Genomic DNA, 15,596 nt, shown 5'->3' with positions numbered 1-15,596 from the left:
ATTCATCAACCCGTATTACAGTTTTTCCCCGCAATACTTGCAGTGGACCGCATCCGTATCGTGCTCTCGACGACCGCAATTGGGACAGGCTTGTGAATTGAGCTCCCGACGATTGGCAACACCGGTCAAACTAACAGCGACAATACCCGTGGGAACAGCAATGATCACGTACCCCAGCATCATGATTAGACTAGCGATCAGCTTGCCGACAGCAGTAGAGGGAACAATATCGCCGTAGCCCACCGTCGTTATGGTAATAATCGCCCAATAGATACTGACCGGAATACTTTCGAAGCCATTCGTGTGCCCTTCTACCACGCTGGTCATCGCGCCGAGCGTAATGACCAGCGTAAAAATAGCAACGAAGAATACCGTAATCTTGGCCCGACTTTCCCGAAGTGAAGCCGCCAGCACATCGGCTGCCGAGGTATATTCCTGTAATTTCAAAATTCGAAAAACCCGCAGTAACCGAAGAATACGGATTACAACCAGTTGCTGCGAACCGATGAAAAACAAGCTTAAGTAAGCCGGCAGGATACCAAGAAGATCAACCAGACCGAAAAAGCTGAACACGTATCGAATTGGACTTCCGACGGCAAGCAATCGAATGATAAACTCAAGCGTAAATACACCCGTGAATATCCATTCAAGAACGTGAAAGAGTGGTCTATACGCCTGGTCTAAAGCAGGAATAGTTTCGACAATAACGGATATGACACTCAGAATGATAAGCAGCAGCAAGGTTATATCGAAGGCTCGTCCCGCCCATGTATCGTTTTCAAAAACTATATTGTGCAACCGATTCTGGATGCGTTGCCAGCGTGTTTGCATGGGGTACCGAGTAATCCTTGATTCAGAGAGTTTTCCAAAAATAAGTACAATAGCCAGGTTTTATCCAGTCACGTTATTGGTGACTAAAATTTTACAGAAAGTTCCAGCGTCGCTATCGGATCTTCCAAAAAGGCTGCTGTGAGGGCGACGGGGCCAATTTCCTGTAAATACTACCTTCCCTGCATGAAGGCACCAGCCTATCTTTGCTTTAATTCGTTTATAATATACCGTTAGTATTTTTCGATTGATCTCCCTTTTTCTTAATATTACAGTAAGCCCACAATGAAGTAAGCAGTTCTGACTAATTCATGCGCAAATCTGCCGAGCTTGACGCGCCGTTAATCTATTAATTATCTGCGATTGTAACCTTTACTCAATACATTGTAAATAATTGTTCTTGTTTTAAGTCTATATAGACTTACTATTAGTAAGTATTTTTACTCCTTTTCCAAAAAATTTCAACGGTTTCTTAAGCGGCTTTGTCTTATTCAACGAAACCGCTATATTTACGCTTATGTAAAATATAAAACTACAAGTTACCTTATCAGCATACACTCTACATGAAGTTCAGCAAGTTAAACAACAACACCTCCCGCATTACCTACTTGATGGGTTGGGGGAATTACACCCGTGTATTTCTGGTAGACTCTTCCCCCGAATTAAATTCTACTACGCTAAAAAAGTGCGTTGGCACACTTCCCGGCTTTATTCGCCTGAGCAAAAGCCTGGCCGTAAACCCTAACCACATCTTACAAATCCGCCGGAAAGGTGACCGGTCGGCTGACGTATTAGTAAATGGAAACTGGCTTCCAGTGAGTCGGCGTCGGGTTAGTTCAGTTGTGAGACAGCTTCAAGATCTTCCGGGCAGCCGCGTGAAGGGACTAACTTTGTTTCGCACACTGCTTGATGAGATTCGCTCACCGCAAGAAGATTTTCCGGTTAGCTAGCCAATACATCGCAGATTCTGGTGGCATTTAGTAGCATCAACTGATTTCTTAAATCAGATGTAGGCTGTTGTACACCTTTTTTTGTTCAGGAGCTAAACCCTGGACAATTTATCTGTTAGTACCTAATCTTTTCGTTTTTTACCTCCGCCAAATGCCACAACGGCTACACTGACGGTACGTACTGCTGTCATTAGTGCTATTGGTAGCAGTTTGCATAAGCTGTTAAACACGGGACTAGGTTACCTCGACCCACATATAATTACTTAGGATAAAGTAGATTTCATGAGAATACATCCGATAAAATTATACAATATCTACAGGATAGGTAGGAATAATAAGTGAAATAATCGTTATTTGTGGTCAAAGCGAGAAGAGCAGGGCCAATACAATACGACACAGAAGCCTGTTTGTATAAGTATATTTACTGATAAACACATTTTCTCCATATAGTAATGGCGAAAAGTGATTCAACGAAGCCTTTTCACGAAAACTTTCTTTTAATACCCAAAAGAAGTTGCGTATTTTATTGTCATTATTTCAAATTTCCCATTCACCTACTATCAATGTACTGATAAAATGATCTCAAAAAAAGCTAAATATGCCATCAAAGCACTCAAAGTGCTCACCGAACAGTTCGGTAATGGCCCAGTGCTTATCTCTTACATTTCGGCGCAGGAAGGCATACCCAAAAAATTCCTGGAAGCGATTCTGTTGGAATTACGCAACCACGGTATTTTGCAAAGTCAGAAAGGTAAAGGCGGGGGATACCTGCTTCGGGTCGAGCCGGAACGCGTCAATTTGGCGCAGGTGGTTCGGATTATCGACGGCCCCATCGCGCCTACGCCCTGCGTCTCTCTGAATTTCTACGTCCGCTGCGATGACTGTGAAGATGAAGAAACCTGCACAATTCGACCTATTATGGAGCGTGTTCGTGACGCCAACTTATCTGTATATGAACGCACAACCCTACGCTCACTGGTTCAGAATCAATCGCAGATCGTGTAGTAACGGTTGCCCCAATGCTTTAATAGCAGAACCGGCTTATTTGCCTATTAGACAAACTCGCCGGTTCTGTTCGTGACCTGTTGCGATCAACTACTCGTGGGATAAAACTTCTTTTTCTTCAATACCTTCCGGCGATCCTTGCAGTACTGACATTGCCTTCTTCACAACGTTCTCGACGGTAAAGCCAAAGTAGCTCATTACCTCTTCGCCAGGCCCCGACAAACCAAAGCGGTTCATACTGATTGTGGTGCCTTCGTCGGTAACGTACTTGTGCCAGCCGATTGGCGAGCCAACTTCAACGGCCAGCCGCTTCCGAATCGAAGGCGGTAACACTTCGTGCTGATAGGTTCGATCCTGCTTTTCGAAAAGCTCCCACGACGGCATACTCACCACACGCGCCTGGATGCCCATCTTCTTTAGTTCGGCCTGAGCCTCCAGAACTAGTGAAACTTCGGACCCGGTCGCAATCAGAATCAATTGCGGTGAACCTTCAGCTTCGCTCAAAATGTACGCTCCCCGCTCCAGACCACGCGCCGAACCGTATTTGCTCTGATCCAACACGGGCAACTTCTGCCGCGACAGAATCAAAACAACCGGCGTCTTGGGTTGCATCATCGCTACGCGCCAGGCTTCCGCCGTTTCGTTGGCATCGGCGGGGCGGAGAACGACGATGTTCGGGATGGTACGGAGCGAAACAAACTGCTCGACAGGCTGGTGCGTTGGTCCGTCTTCACCCAAACCGATGCTGTCGTGGGTAAACACAAACGTTGCCGACGACTCAGCCAGGGCCGTTAACCGAATGGCTCCCCGCATGTAATCGGAGAAATTCAGGAAAGTTCCCCCGTATGGATGTACACCCCCGTGTTGAGCCATGCCGTTGAGCGCAGCTCCCATCGCGTGTTCGCGCACCCCAAACCAGATATTCGACTGATCGTAATGACCCGGCTGGAAACTAACATCACCTTTGGTTGGCATGTCGTTGGAAGACGCCAGATCAGCCGAACCACCAAATAGATAAGGAACCCGCTGTTTTAGTGCCGTTAGGGCCTTACCCGATGCCTGCCGGGTAGCCAGTGGTCCGTCTTCCGGTTTGAACTGCGGCATATCGGCATCCCATCCTTCGGGAAGTTTGCCGTCAAACGACACCGTAAAGAGGTCTGCTTCGGCCGCAAATTGCGCTTTGTACGCATCGAAACGCGTTTGCCAGTCGGCTTGCAGATCAGCGCCCCGCTTTCCGGCTTCCAGCAGATGGGGTCGTACTTCGTCGGGCACAACAAACGTCTGATCGGGGTCCCAGCCAAAGAACTCTTTTGTCTTACGCACGTTTTCTTCACCCAGCGGGCTACCATGTACTTTGCTGGTTCCTTCCTGTGGACTACCGAAGCCAATAATTGTTCGGACGGCAATAATCGACGGACGTTCGGTTTCTTCCTGAGCCGCCCGGATAGCAGCCTCAATCGCATCCAGATCGTTTCCGTCGGCAACTTCCTGCGTGTGCCAGCCATAGGCATCGAACCGGGCCATCCGATCTTCGGTAAACGCCAGATTCGTTGGTCCGTCGAGCGAAATCAGGTTATCGTCGTAGAGATAGATCAGCTTGCCCAGCTTGAGGTGCCCGGCCAGCGACGCTGCTTCCGAAGCAATACCTTCCATCAGATCCCCATCACTCACAATCGAATACGTATAATGGTCTACCAGCGTATGGCCTTCGCGATTGTACGTAGCCGCCAGAAACGCTTCGGTCATAGCCATCCCTACGCCGTTGGCAAACCCCTGCCCCAGCGGTCCGGTAGTTACTTCTACCCCTGCCGTCAGGTTTGATTCGGGGTGGCCTGGTGTTTTGGAGTGGAGCTGACGAAAACTTTTCAGATCATCGAGCGTCAGATCATAGCCGTACAGATGAAGCAAGCTATATAACAGCGCTGAACCATGTCCAGCCGACAAAACAAACCGATCCCGATCGGGCCATTGCGGGTCCTGCGGATTGAATCGCAAAAAACGAGACCAAAGTACGTACGCCATCGGAGCCGCTCCTAGTGGTAAACCAGGGTGGCCTGAATTGGCTTTCTGAACAGCGTCTACCGATAGCAGCCGAATCGTGTTGATGCTAAGTTGGTCGAGGTCAACCGTCTTGTTAGACATAGCGAAAAAGAAAATGGTTAAAACGATGTATTCTGTTCTTGCCAGTAAAACCGGACATTCTTTGTAAGTAACTCGCAAACAGAGGAAGAGGATTAAAAAAAGAGCAATTAGTGATAAACGCCCAGTCGAACGATCCATTCTATTCTATCCTGACATTCAGACCAAAAATCTGCCAAATCGGGCTTTCTATGACCAAATGGCCAAAGCGTTTTCCGGCGAATAGCCCCTTCGTGAAAAACAACCGTTTTGCGATAAGTTGTAAAATTTCGGTAAACACAACTGTTTATAAGCCCTACCGGTTATTTTTGCACCGGCTATTGGCCCTTATTGCCCAATTTTCCCGTCCCTCATGTCTAAGAAAACCAAGATCGTGGCCACCATCGGCCCGGCTTCCGAAACGAAAGAACAATTGCTGGCATTAGCCAAAGCCGGTGTTAATGTATTCCGGCTTAATTTCTCCCACGGTACCCACGAAGACCATCTCATGCGGCTCACCCGAATCCGCGAGATCAATGCAGAATACAACCTGAATCTGTGCGTATTGCAGGATTTACAAGGTCCGAAAATTCGGATTGGCAACGTCGAGAGCAAAGATGGCGTTATGATCATGCCGGGCAACAAGCTAGTATTCACCAACGATGATATTATCGGTACCGCAGAACGTGTTAGTACGCCTTACAAGGATATGTACAAAGATGTTCACCCAGGCGAACGTATTCTGATGGATGACGGCAAACTCGAAGTGCGGGTTGTTGGCGCCGAAGGTACCGATGTCGTCACCGAAGTAGTATACGGTGGTCCGATGAAGTCCAAAAAAGGCGTTAACCTTCCCAACACCAAGGTTTCGATGCCCGCCGTGACCGATAAAGACTGGGAAGACCTTAAATTTGGTCTTGAACACAATGCGGAATGGATTGCGCTTTCGTTTGTACGTGAAGCGTCCGAAATCATCGAAATCAAAGAATACATCAAAGCCCAGGGCAAGACAAGCCGCGTCATTGCCAAGATCGAGAAGCCAGAGGCTATCGTGAATATTGACGAGATCATCGCAGCAACGGACGGTCTGATGGTTGCCCGTGGTGACCTCGGCGTGGAATTACCCGCCGAAGAAGTGCCAATGATCCAGAAAATGCTGGTCGAGAAGTGTAACAAGGCGGGTAAACCTGTCATTGTTGCTACCCAGATGCTCGAAAGCATGATTGATGCGCCCCGCCCAACCCGCGCCGAAATCAACGACATTGCCAACTCTGTAATGGACGGAGCCGATGCGGTGATGCTTAGCGCCGAAACCGCTTCGGGTAAATACCCGATTCTGGCCGTTGAGAGCATGGCGAATACCATCCGGCAGGTCGAAGCCAATACAGACAAAATTTACTACCGCTATCACGCGTATGTTAACGAGCACCCCGGCGAAAACTTTATTAATGACAACGTGGTCATGAGTGCCTGCCGGTTAGCCCGTGATACAAAAGCTAAAGCAATCATTGGTATTACGAACTCGGGTTACACAGCGGTACGGTTGTCGCACCACCGCCCCAAGGCCGATTTGTTCGTCTTCTCCAACGACCCACAATTGCGCAACACATTGGGCTTGTACTGGGGTGTTCAGGTAATGCCTTACGAGCCCAACCTCGAGTTGACAGTTGATCAGACCGTAGAAGGTATCAAGCAAACACTGATTGGCCAAGGCAAGCTGGAATCCGGCGATATTTTTATCAATACACTTAGTATGCCGCTGACTCAGGCCCGTCGTACGAACACGGTTAAATTAAGCACCGTTGATTAATTGGTGAGTCAACGCAATTTCGCTTAAACGACTAAAAAGCCGTCAACCAATGGTTGACGGCTTTTCTGTGCTCACTGAAAATGGAGTTTTTAATAGCTTATGCTTTTTCTTCGGTTTCGGCGTCCGACGCTTCAGCGGGAGCGGCTTCAGTAGCTGGCTCGGCTGATTCACCGACTGGTTTTTCAAACACTTCGGGAGCGAATTGACGTAAAATTCCGTACCAAACAATTAGTTTCTTAATGTCAGCGGGCCGAACGCGGTCACGGTCGTAATCGGGGACAACCTCAGCCATGAAATCAGCTAATTCGCTGTTTGATCCTTTCGGATCAACCGTCAGCGTTTCGCCGTATTTATCGTTGACAGCCAACAGCACATCAGCCAGTGGGATCGACTGGTCAGGCGTATCGACGTAGATCGAAATGTCGTTCAGCACCGATACCCGTGCGGTTGGGCCCATCATTGTTTTCGCCTTTTTGTCGTCCAGCGTTTCAACGATAACACCATTGCGGCTCGGCTTCAGAATCCGAAAAAGGCCGCTTTGACCGGCAATGTTGGCAATTTGTTTTAAAGCTTCCATAAATACTTTGTAAACTGGTAACGCCTGTTTAGGCCGACGTATTGCCTTTTAATAAAGGATAATGGTTAATCGGTAAGTTTATTGTTCTGAACAAGCCCCTTCTGCGGCATCAACTTATCTTCCCTCTTACTTCCGGAATTCAGCGTTCAGCGGACGAATAAACGACAGAATTTCTTCGCGTCCGGCAGCCGTAACTGCTGATGTGATAAAAAACTGGGGGGCTTCCTCCCAGGTTTCCAGCAGCTTGGCCCGGTAAGCATCGAGAGCAGCCTGCAACTTATTGGGCCCCAATTTCTCTGTTTTGGTAAACACGATGACAAACGGCAAGCCCTTTTCACCCAGATTGTACATAAAATCAAGATCAATTTTTTGGGGCTCGATGCGCGAATCGACCAGTACAAAAATACAAAGCAGATTAGAACGACCGGTCAGATAGCCGTCGATCAGGGCGGCAAATTTCTCACGTTCGGTTTTGCTCACCTGGGCGTAACCGTAACCAGGCAAATCGACCAGGTACCACTCGTTATCAATCACAAAATGATTGATAAGCTGGGTTTTGCCGGGTTTACCAGAAATTTTAGCCAGCGACGAGCGACCCGTCAGCATATTAATCAGCGACGATTTTCCCACATTGGAGCGGCCAATGAACGCGTACTCGGGCCGATCGGGCTTGGGGCATTTGGCCGGATCTGAATTGCTGACAAAGAACTCAGCTTGTTTAACGGGCATAGCAGTAAAGACTGAAACAGCTGCAAAGGTCGGAAAGAATAAGGAAAATGGCACATGATTTGCCTTTTGAGTGTGCGCCTATTATTTTGCTTATTCAAAACGCCGACGGAAACGAAAAGGTCTTCCCAGTGCGTTATTCATCCGAAACTTAAACAATTACCGGTGTACCGGTCCGAGCATGAAAAAAGTAATTTGGTTCTTAGCCATTCTATTTGTCGGATTCAGCTACTCGCCCAGCCAGGCTCTTTCGGCGGGTGATCGCAAACCAGCACCTAAAGAAGACGGCCAGGGTATTCAGTTTACGGAAGCGGCCTGGAAAGCAATTCTTCAGAAAGCCAAAACCGAAAAGAAAGTTATTTTCCTGGACGCGTACGCAAGCTGGTGTGGTCCCTGTAAGCTGTTGCAAAAGAACGTCTTCACCAAGAAAGCAGTGGGCGATTTCTATAATGCCAAGTTTATCAACGTGAAGATGGACATGGAAAAAGGCGAAGGCCCCGCTCTGTCGCAGGTATACCCGCTTGAGGCTTATCCAACGTTGCTTTTTATCGACGGCAACGGTAAAGTATTGAAAAAGGTAATTGGTCTGCAATCGCCCGAAGACCTGATTGCAATCGGCAAGAGCGTTAAATAATTGATTCGCTGTTGTTCGTCATTAGCTTAGCATTACGGAGTCGGCTTTCGAAAGCCGACTCTTTTTTTGTGCCTTTGTTAATCGTTGGCTAGCCAGCCCGTACCCACTTGCCAAAACCAATAAAAGACCAACAGCCAGCACCGATTGAGCGCTGAGCGACCAATCTAAAGCGTAAAAAACCAGTCCGTTGACAACCAATTGTATGGATGCGTATAACGCTGCTACCAGCAAGTGAGGCCATTGCTGCTCATAAACAATCCGTTGAAACAAATGCAGTCGGTGGGCCTGTACTATATTCTGCCCCAAATAAAGTCGGTACCCAATCGTCAGGACACTATCGATGCCGTATACGGCCAAAAACAGCGCCGGCAAACAGCTTTCACTAGCTTTGATAAATTCAATCAGTACATACAGGCAGATAAAACCAATGGACACACTGCCGACATCTCCCGCAAAGCATATCGCCTGCTGACGAGCATTGAACCAGCTAAAAATCAGCAAAGCCGCAAATGTCTGGGGAAATAACAGGCTGGCTGTAGTGTACAGTGACTGACCGTACCAAATCGTTCCGATAGTGATAAGGCTGTAGAAAGCCGTCATGCCGTTGCTACCGTCCATAAAGTTGAACGCGTTGAGTATACCGACGCCAACGACCAGCAACAGGATGACCCACAGTGTCGGTAACAAATTCGTTGTCTGGTACATCAGTAGACTTACCGCCACAAACTGCGCGTAGATTCGGTACTGCCACGCTACACCGCGTATATCATCCAGAAAACTGACCAGCGCAACGAGCGATAAGCCCACAAAAAAACAAGTCGGCTCGAAATCGCTGTAGACGACTGAAACCGCAGCCGCAAGCCAGAATACAATACCTCCACCCCGAACAATCGTTTGGTCGGTGTGTAAACTACGCTCGTTGGGTATATCGACAATACCGAAATGACGCGCGGCACGTAAATACAGCAGCTCGCCCGTCAGGAGAAAAACAACGATCAGTACGTACTCAATCAGATTCATCGGAAGCAATCGAGAACAGCGCGTGGATTCCAGTCGAGGTGTTGGCGAGCGGCTTCGTCCGAAAACGTTAGCGAACTCGTCAATTTTCGGAGTGCCATTGAGTCGAGCGGAAAGCGACGACCAATTAACCCGTTTATTCCATCACCGACGTTCGCGACGGCTTTGGCGACGCCCAGCGGAACCGTTGGTATACGGTTTCGACCAACCAGGCGGGCCATCGCTTCTTCAAGTTGATAGACGCTCGGATGACAGCCGTCCGTAAGGTTATAGGTTCCGCCAACCGCAGCGGCTTTGAGCACAACAGCCGCCACATCGTCAGCCCGGACCATGCTTCGACGGGCAGCACCATCCCCTATCCGTACATAATACCCGCGCCGAAGTCCGTTCATCATCGCAGCCAGATTGCCCGTCGGTTCACGAGCAGCCACCAGTGGTAGCCTCAGAATGGCAACGCGAACGCCCGTTCGTTCGCCCCACGCGCAAACCAGTGCTTCTGCCCGCGCCTTACTTAACCCGTAGACATCGGTAGCATTCAGCGAAGTTTTTTCGTCAAGCAACTGTCCCTCCGAACGTCCGTAGGCCAGCACGGTACTGATATACACAATTGCCTGAGGCAACACCGGCAGTTGTTCCAGCGCGGTCAACAAGCGAACGGTTCCTTGTACGTTCACGCGCTCGTAGTCGCCCCGCTCTTGCGAAGTTCGAGGAACAGCGTGCGCTTTCCCGGCGGCATGAATGACAACATCGAATGTGTAGCCTTTCAATTGGGGCGTTTCGTCGACCAGATCACAACGAATATGCTGTTGACTGATTGTCTGCCTGCCCAGTGTAGTGAGCGCGTGATTTCCTTCAAGTTCGCTACGAATCCGGCTTCCCAGAAAACCAGAAGCACCCGTCATAAGAATATTCATACGGCGTAAGGCTTGTCTCGCAGAGATGAAACCGTTTTAAGAATGTGTTCAGCCATAGCCTGCATAATGGTTTTTCGTCGAAAGGTAGCTACAAAGTCAGCACGATGAGCCGTTCGATACGGGGTCTGGCGGAGTTGCGCAACAAGGCTTTTCGCGTCACCCGGCTCAAACAAAATGGTATTACTTATGTGCGTTTGGATAAACTGAGCCGCGTAACCGGCTACTCCGGCTAGAATGGGTTTTGTCGTGGCTCCGTACTCAAACAACTTGGAAGGCAGGACACGCTTAAAAGCCTCCAGATCATTAAGATGCACAAGCAGATAATCGGCGTTCTGGTACGCCATCACGAGCTTTTCCCGACTCATAGGTTCGTAAATCCGGACATTATTAAGCTTTTCGGTACGAATCATTTGTTCGAGGTTAACCTGTGCACCACCGGCCCCGATGATCACAAACCGATACGGATCACCCAGCATTCGGGCGGCTTGCGGAATAATTTTGTGTAGCCCCTGGCCTTCACCGATATTACCGGCGTAAAGGATAATTTTCTCGTTAGCGATTGGGCGACTAACCTGGGGTAGATTTAAAAACTCCTCATCGATTCCGTTCGTAAAGTAGCTATACGTGGCTTGTGGATACGAGGTAAAATAATCGCGAAACCCTTCTGAAACCAGGTTAATGTGTCGAGCGTAACCAAATGTGTATCGTTCAACAGCGGACAAAACCCAATGGAGCCCGAATCGTAAATATGAACGGCTGAATAGCTCCACGACTGTTTCGCGCAACAGGTCCCGAATGTCGAGAACTAAAGGAATGCGCCTTTTTCGGGCAAGACGTGCGCCCAGAAAAGCTGTGAACAATCGGGAAGACGAAGCGAATACCAAATCATATTGCCTGTCTTTCGTTAACCGATGTGCCGCCCGAAAATACGTCAGGAACGAACGCATCTGATCGAGTCGTCCACTGGCGTGAGTTGGTACCGTAACCCGATCAATAATTACTCGGCAGGCATTCTCTTTCTCCCTGATTTCATGACTTGATGCCGTCCGCCTAAATGACTGATAGCGGTTCGGCTGCGGGGTAACAACGTGGATAAGGTCAGTAGCCGAAAGCTGGTTCGCCAGTTCGTTGACGAGTGCTGTATTGCGAAACGAACCAGGACAAAGATCAGGCTCGAAGTAAAAGCTTAAGTACAAAATTTTCATTCAGCCAAGGTTACTATGGTGTTCAGGCAATTCACAAACGTGATTTCCAAACAATGAGCCGTCCGCAACTGATTGAAACCGGTAGCCATGTCATACGATTTCACGGCGACAATTGGCGGTTTGTCAGATTGAAACGTAAGCGTTAATGGTCCCGCGGCAACGCCATCACTGGTCAAGTTTAGGGCTACGTCAGGGTGAAAATGCAACCGTGCCACAGCCGTTAGCGGCTCATACCCGCCAGACGTATTGCGAGTAATCTGGTCCAATATACAAATCCTGGTAGGCTCAAAATGCCACGTTCGCTGATGGGTAATTCCAACCGATGAATACCCGTCGTGCTGAGCCAATAAAACCGCTTCCTCGTCCACCAGCAACGTAACATACGCCCGTCGCCCAACGCGAAAGCCCGCCCAAACCTCGGATGAATCGGTACCGTTAATTTCAACTGTATTATGTGCGGCAGTACTCCGCTCCCACGACCGACGCAGACCGCTCTGATACGTTGAGGTGCCGCTGTCGACAATCACTGGCTGACCGTGCACGTACAAAACAAACGAAAAGGTATCGGCATGAGCATGACCCGGCTGGTAATCCGGACCAACAGCGCCCACATCGGCAAAAAACTCGTAGTCAGAATACCGAAACAGCCGGTAACCGCTTTCTTTACTTTCGCTTTGCGGGCTACGTGTCAATCGCTCGGAACAAGCCGTAGATAAAACCATTTCCGCCTTTTTTTGAATTTGTTCGGTTGTCGGAGCGATACCAAAGGCCGCGTCATTGACCATAGGCACGTCACCGTTGGAGAACGTTATGCCTGTGAGCCAGCGGAGCATCACAACCGCTTTCGTCGTTAGCAGTTCGACAAGCGCCGAATCACCATGCCAGGTGTCGTTCTGTAACATGATCAGCACATCCAGCAGTCGATCCAGCAGAATCTGGTGATACATAGGACTTCGCTCCGCATGAGCACCGTCGAGCAAAATCTGTTCCGCTAGTTCCGCTCGCAGGAGTTTGGACCCTTTTTCGAACCAGCTTTTGTTGCGAAAAAACAACCCTCCCGCCAGAAGCGCAAAGCCGTTTTCGAGCAGGTGATTACCGCCAAGGTGATACTCCAATCGTCGGCTTAACAGATGGACCTGCGCAAACAAGTGTGTATTTACCAAATCGTCCTGCATTCGATGGCGACTCAGAAACTGCACCCAGTTCATAATTCGCAACGATGTTGGATACGGTTCCAGACCAGCAGCTACCAAATCGGTTTTCGCCATAAACTGCCGGATCAACCAAAGTCCTGCTGCTAATTCTTTTTCGCCCTGATTTAGGTAATCGAAATAAGTGAGGTTGTAGGTCCATAGCTTTCCATTTTCGGCATAATTCCAGTCAATTTCGGAGTCGAACTGAACGGACTGATTTAGAAAAGTAAACGCCCTGTTCTCGTATGATACAGGTTTATCGGCTTCCGGCACACGCACAAACTGTATAGCTGGTAGATGCTTAGGCAGGCGCAATCTAGGTCGCCGACGCAACCGGTTGATAACCTGATAAACTAGTTGACGACATTGCAAGTACCGAACCGTTCGCCAGATAAGCCCGATCTTACTCATGCTCTTCCGATAAAGCGGTTTCCTGAAATGTCCCCACGCCCTTTACGTTAATCCATCCGTTTTGTCGAAAACTGTGCAAAGCCGCCAGTGTCGTCTGAGTCGTGTTGACAATCTCCGGGAACGGAATAAGTAAATCGTCCTGCGCGTCTATTGTACCAATTCGAACCTGCTGGATGAGCCGCTTCATTTGCTCCACGTGGCCTTTATCCTGCCGTCCGGACAAACTCGAAAAGCGCTTGAAGCCATACCCTGTCAGCTTGCGAAAGTTGTCCAGAACCAACGTCCGCTCCTGTGAATACACCTCGATTCGTTCTTTCGCGTAGGCTTTGCTTCCATTGGCGAAATAGTTGACGACGCCCGTTGACCCATTTTCGTAACGCAGCAGCAGCGATGCCGAATCACTCGTTTCGGAAGGCTGTTTTCCCATCGTATTCATGCACACGCTGATCACCCGACTACCCGTCAGAAAGGTAATCAGATCAATAAAATGACAGGCTTCCCCCAATACGCGACCACCGCCTACGGCTCTATTATGCACCCAGGAATTAGCTGGAATAGCGCCAGCGTTAATAGTTGCAATTACATTCATGGGTAGCTCAGCCGAAAAACGACCGCCGACCAAAGCTTTCATTTTTAGCGCGTAAGGCGAAAAGCGCCGATTGAAGCCAACCATAACCAGCCGCCCAGTTGCCTGTTGCGCTTCGATGATCGGTAACAGTTCTTTGTCATAAATCGCTAATGGCTTTTCAACAAATACGTGTTTACCCGCCTGCAACGCTTCGACCGTCATCCGCGCGTGAAGATTGTGCCGGGTTGCAATCACACACAGGTCGATCTCTGGGTTATCGATAAGCTGTCGGTAATCGGTCGTACTTTCCGATATACCGTATTTTCTGGCGAGTAAGGCGGCATTCAGTCCTCCGGCGGAAGCAATCGCGTTCAGGTTGGCCCCAGCCGCTTTCAGGGCAGGGATGAGCGTGGCGTCTGCAAAATTTCCGGCCCCGATGATACCCACCGTCGCAGAACCACCGACATAGCGGACAGATGTAATTTTCGGTATAGGCAGCGCTCTAACCGTTTCGGGGTAAGCCAGTAACGACGCGATTGCCGACCGATCCGGCTGATGAATTGAGTCGTAAATGGTACGATAGTCAGCGAAAGAAACAACCTCCGTAATGAACGGCTTCACATCCAGTTGCTGACGCTCCAGCAGTTGCACAATTGTTTGAAAGTTGCGGTTTTCCGTCCAGCGGACAAACGGCAGCGGATAGTCGTGTCCTCGCTGCTCATACTCCTCATCGTAGCGACCGGGACCGTAGGAACACGACACCCGAAACGTCAATTCTTTCTCATAAAAATCGGCTCGATCCAGGCTTAGCCCAACCACGCCGACCAACACAATTCGACCTTTTTTCCGACTCATGCGAGCCGTCTGCGTGATGACTTCGTTGCTTTTTGTCGAAGCCGTTATTACGACACCGTCCGCTCCGATACCCCTGGTAAGCGCCAAAACGGCCAGAACAGGATCGGTATCGTCAGCCGGGTTGAACGCTGTAAAACCTCGTTTTCTGGCCAGTTGCAGTTTGTTCTCATCCACATCCAGCCCGATCACGTGACAGCCATTGAGCCGCAGCAACTCGGCGGTCAGCAATCCGACGAGGCCCAGACCAAACACAACAACGGTTTCGTTCAGCGTAGGAGTTAGTAACCGAACGCCCTGCAAAGCAATCGCTCCAATCACCGTAAAAGCCGCTTCGTCATCGCTCACACTATCGGGTACGGGCGTCACCAGATTACGCGGTACACAGACTAGTTCGGCATGCGGGCCGTTGGACGCCACCCGGTCGCCAACGCACAGATCTGTAACATCCTCACCTACCGATACGACCGTTCCAACATTGCAGTAACCGAGTGGCAACGGCTGATCAAGTTTACGAAATACGGCCTCCAGAGTAGGCAGGAGTCCGTCGCGCTGAATTTTATCCAGCACCTGCTTCACCTTGTCGGGTTGTTGCCGGGCTTTAGCAATCAGGCTGGCTTTTCCAAACTCAACAAGCATCCGCTCGGTACCAAGAGACACCAGCGACCGACGCGTTTGAATCAATACCTGTCCGCGGCCAACCTGCGGAGTAGGTACTTCTTCCAAGAAAGTTTCGCCAGTTTTAAGATTTTGTACAAGTTGCTTCATGAAGGTGGGGTAAAATGGAA

General features: G+C 49.4%; 13 protein-coding genes. 4 read left to right on the top strand and 9 right to left on the bottom strand.

The genetic code is table 11. From position 1 onward, the window contains the following. Positions 1-15: 15 nt before the first annotated feature. Positions 16-831, bottom strand: coding sequence for an ion transporter (locus M0L20_RS15070; RefSeq protein WP_248477774.1), 816 nt, complete (start codon positions 829-831; stop codon positions 16-18). 560 nt (positions 832-1,391) lie between these two features. Here M0L20_RS15070 and M0L20_RS15065 point away from each other — a divergent pair. Further along, the gene (locus M0L20_RS15065) at positions 1,392-1,778 is read left to right on the top strand and encodes a LytTR family transcriptional regulator DNA-binding domain-containing protein (RefSeq protein ID WP_248477773.1); all 387 of its coding nucleotides are present in this window, start codon (positions 1,392-1,394) and stop codon (positions 1,776-1,778) included. 576 nt (positions 1,779-2,354) lie between these two features. Continuing rightward, entirely contained in the window at positions 2,355-2,783 is a 429-nt protein-coding gene (locus M0L20_RS15060; RefSeq protein WP_232561742.1) for an RrF2 family transcriptional regulator, read from the top strand. Between the two features lie 90 nt (positions 2,784-2,873). Here M0L20_RS15060 and tkt read toward each other — a convergent pair whose 3' ends face one another. Beyond that, a complete protein-coding gene (gene tkt, locus M0L20_RS15055) occupies positions 2,874-4,925 on the bottom strand; it encodes a transketolase (protein WP_248477771.1) in 2,052 nt (683 codons plus the stop codon). Between the two features lie 349 nt (positions 4,926-5,274). Here tkt and pyk point away from each other — a divergent pair, with 349 nt between their 5' ends. Next, positions 5,275-6,711, top strand: a complete 1,437-nt coding sequence (gene pyk, locus M0L20_RS15050) for a pyruvate kinase (RefSeq protein ID WP_248477769.1) — start codon at positions 5,275-5,277, stop codon at positions 6,709-6,711. Positions 6,712-6,808: 97 nt separating this feature from the next. Here the strand turns inward: pyk and M0L20_RS15045 are convergent, their stop codons facing one another. Continuing rightward, a complete protein-coding gene (locus M0L20_RS15045; protein WP_232561739.1) occupies positions 6,809-7,288 on the bottom strand; it encodes a DUF5606 family protein in 480 nt (159 codons plus the stop codon). 126 nt (positions 7,289-7,414) lie between these two features. Beyond that, on the bottom strand, positions 7,415-8,017 hold the full coding sequence (gene yihA, locus M0L20_RS15040) for a ribosome biogenesis GTP-binding protein YihA/YsxC (protein ID WP_232561738.1): 603 nt from the start codon (positions 8,015-8,017) through the stop codon (positions 7,415-7,417). 178 nt (positions 8,018-8,195) lie between these two features. Here yihA and M0L20_RS15035 point away from each other — a divergent pair, with 178 nt between their 5' ends. After that, complete coding sequence (locus M0L20_RS15035) at positions 8,196-8,648, top strand: thioredoxin family protein (protein WP_232561737.1); 453 nt, start codon at positions 8,196-8,198, stop codon at positions 8,646-8,648. Between the two features lie 21 nt (positions 8,649-8,669). On the opposite strand, the gene M0L20_RS15030 is transcribed toward M0L20_RS15035, so the two are convergent. From M0L20_RS15030 to M0L20_RS15010, 5 genes are read right to left on the bottom strand one after another with little or no spacing between them, the layout of a single operon-like run. Further along, the gene (locus M0L20_RS15030; RefSeq protein ID WP_248477767.1) at positions 8,670-9,668 is read right to left on the bottom strand and encodes an MraY family glycosyltransferase; all 999 of its coding nucleotides are present in this window, start codon (positions 9,666-9,668) and stop codon (positions 8,670-8,672) included. Next, positions 9,665-10,579 (bottom strand): NAD-dependent epimerase/dehydratase family protein, encoded by a 915-nt coding sequence (locus tag M0L20_RS15025; protein ID WP_248477765.1) that lies wholly within the window; start codon positions 10,577-10,579, stop codon positions 9,665-9,667. The genes M0L20_RS15030 and M0L20_RS15025 overlap by 4 nt, the downstream gene beginning before the upstream one ends. Then, positions 10,576-11,784, bottom strand: a complete 1,209-nt coding sequence (locus tag M0L20_RS15020; RefSeq protein WP_248477763.1) for a glycosyltransferase family 4 protein — start codon at positions 11,782-11,784, stop codon at positions 10,576-10,578. Before M0L20_RS15020 ends, M0L20_RS15025 begins: the two co-directional genes overlap by 4 nt. Further along, the gene (locus M0L20_RS15015) at positions 11,781-13,388 is read right to left on the bottom strand and encodes an alginate lyase family protein (RefSeq protein WP_248477761.1); all 1,608 of its coding nucleotides are present in this window, start codon (positions 13,386-13,388) and stop codon (positions 11,781-11,783) included. The genes M0L20_RS15020 and M0L20_RS15015 overlap by 4 nt, the downstream gene beginning before the upstream one ends. Further along, positions 13,381-15,576 (bottom strand): bi-domain-containing oxidoreductase, encoded by a 2,196-nt coding sequence (locus M0L20_RS15010; RefSeq protein WP_248477759.1) that lies wholly within the window; start codon positions 15,574-15,576, stop codon positions 13,381-13,383. Before M0L20_RS15010 ends, M0L20_RS15015 begins: the two co-directional genes overlap by 8 nt. Positions 15,577-15,596 lie beyond the last annotated feature (20 nt).

This window comes from Spirosoma liriopis, assembly GCF_023196085.1.
GTDB classification, from domain to species: Bacteria; Bacteroidota; Bacteroidia; order Cytophagales; family Spirosomataceae; genus Spirosoma; species Spirosoma oryzicola.
The sequence above is the reverse complement of the archived record's forward strand: the minus strand, read 5'-3'. Positions and strand labels throughout refer to the sequence as shown.

Coding starts and splice junctions, on each gene's coding strand:
- M0L20_RS15070 (WP_248477774.1), bottom strand. CDS start 831: ATGCAAACACGCTGGCAACGCATCCAGAATCGGTTGCACAATATAGTT.
- M0L20_RS15065 (WP_248477773.1), top strand. CDS start 1,392: ATGAAGTTCAGCAAGTTAAACAACAACACCTCCCGCATTACCTACTTG.
- M0L20_RS15060 (WP_232561742.1), top strand. CDS start 2,355: ATGATCTCAAAAAAAGCTAAATATGCCATCAAAGCACTCAAAGTGCTC.
- tkt (WP_248477771.1), bottom strand. CDS start 4,925: ATGTCTAACAAGACGGTTGACCTCGACCAACTTAGCATCAACACGATT.
- pyk (WP_248477769.1), top strand. CDS start 5,275: ATGTCTAAGAAAACCAAGATCGTGGCCACCATCGGCCCGGCTTCCGAA.
- M0L20_RS15045 (WP_232561739.1), bottom strand. CDS start 7,288: ATGGAAGCTTTAAAACAAATTGCCAACATTGCCGGTCAAAGCGGCCTT.
- yihA (WP_232561738.1), bottom strand. CDS start 8,017: ATGCCCGTTAAACAAGCTGAGTTCTTTGTCAGCAATTCAGATCCGGCC.
- M0L20_RS15035 (WP_232561737.1), top strand. CDS start 8,196: ATGAAAAAAGTAATTTGGTTCTTAGCCATTCTATTTGTCGGATTCAGC.
- M0L20_RS15030 (WP_248477767.1), bottom strand. CDS start 9,668: ATGAATCTGATTGAGTACGTACTGATCGTTGTTTTTCTCCTGACGGGC.
- M0L20_RS15025 (WP_248477765.1), bottom strand. CDS start 10,579: ATGAATATTCTTATGACGGGTGCTTCTGGTTTTCTGGGAAGCCGGATT.
- M0L20_RS15020 (WP_248477763.1), bottom strand. CDS start 11,784: ATGAAAATTTTGTACTTAAGCTTTTACTTCGAGCCTGATCTTTGTCCT.
- M0L20_RS15015 (WP_248477761.1), bottom strand. CDS start 13,388: ATGAGTAAGATCGGGCTTATCTGGCGAACGGTTCGGTACTTGCAATGT.
- M0L20_RS15010 (WP_248477759.1), bottom strand. CDS start 15,576: ATGAAGCAACTTGTACAAAATCTTAAAACTGGCGAAACTTTCTTGGAA.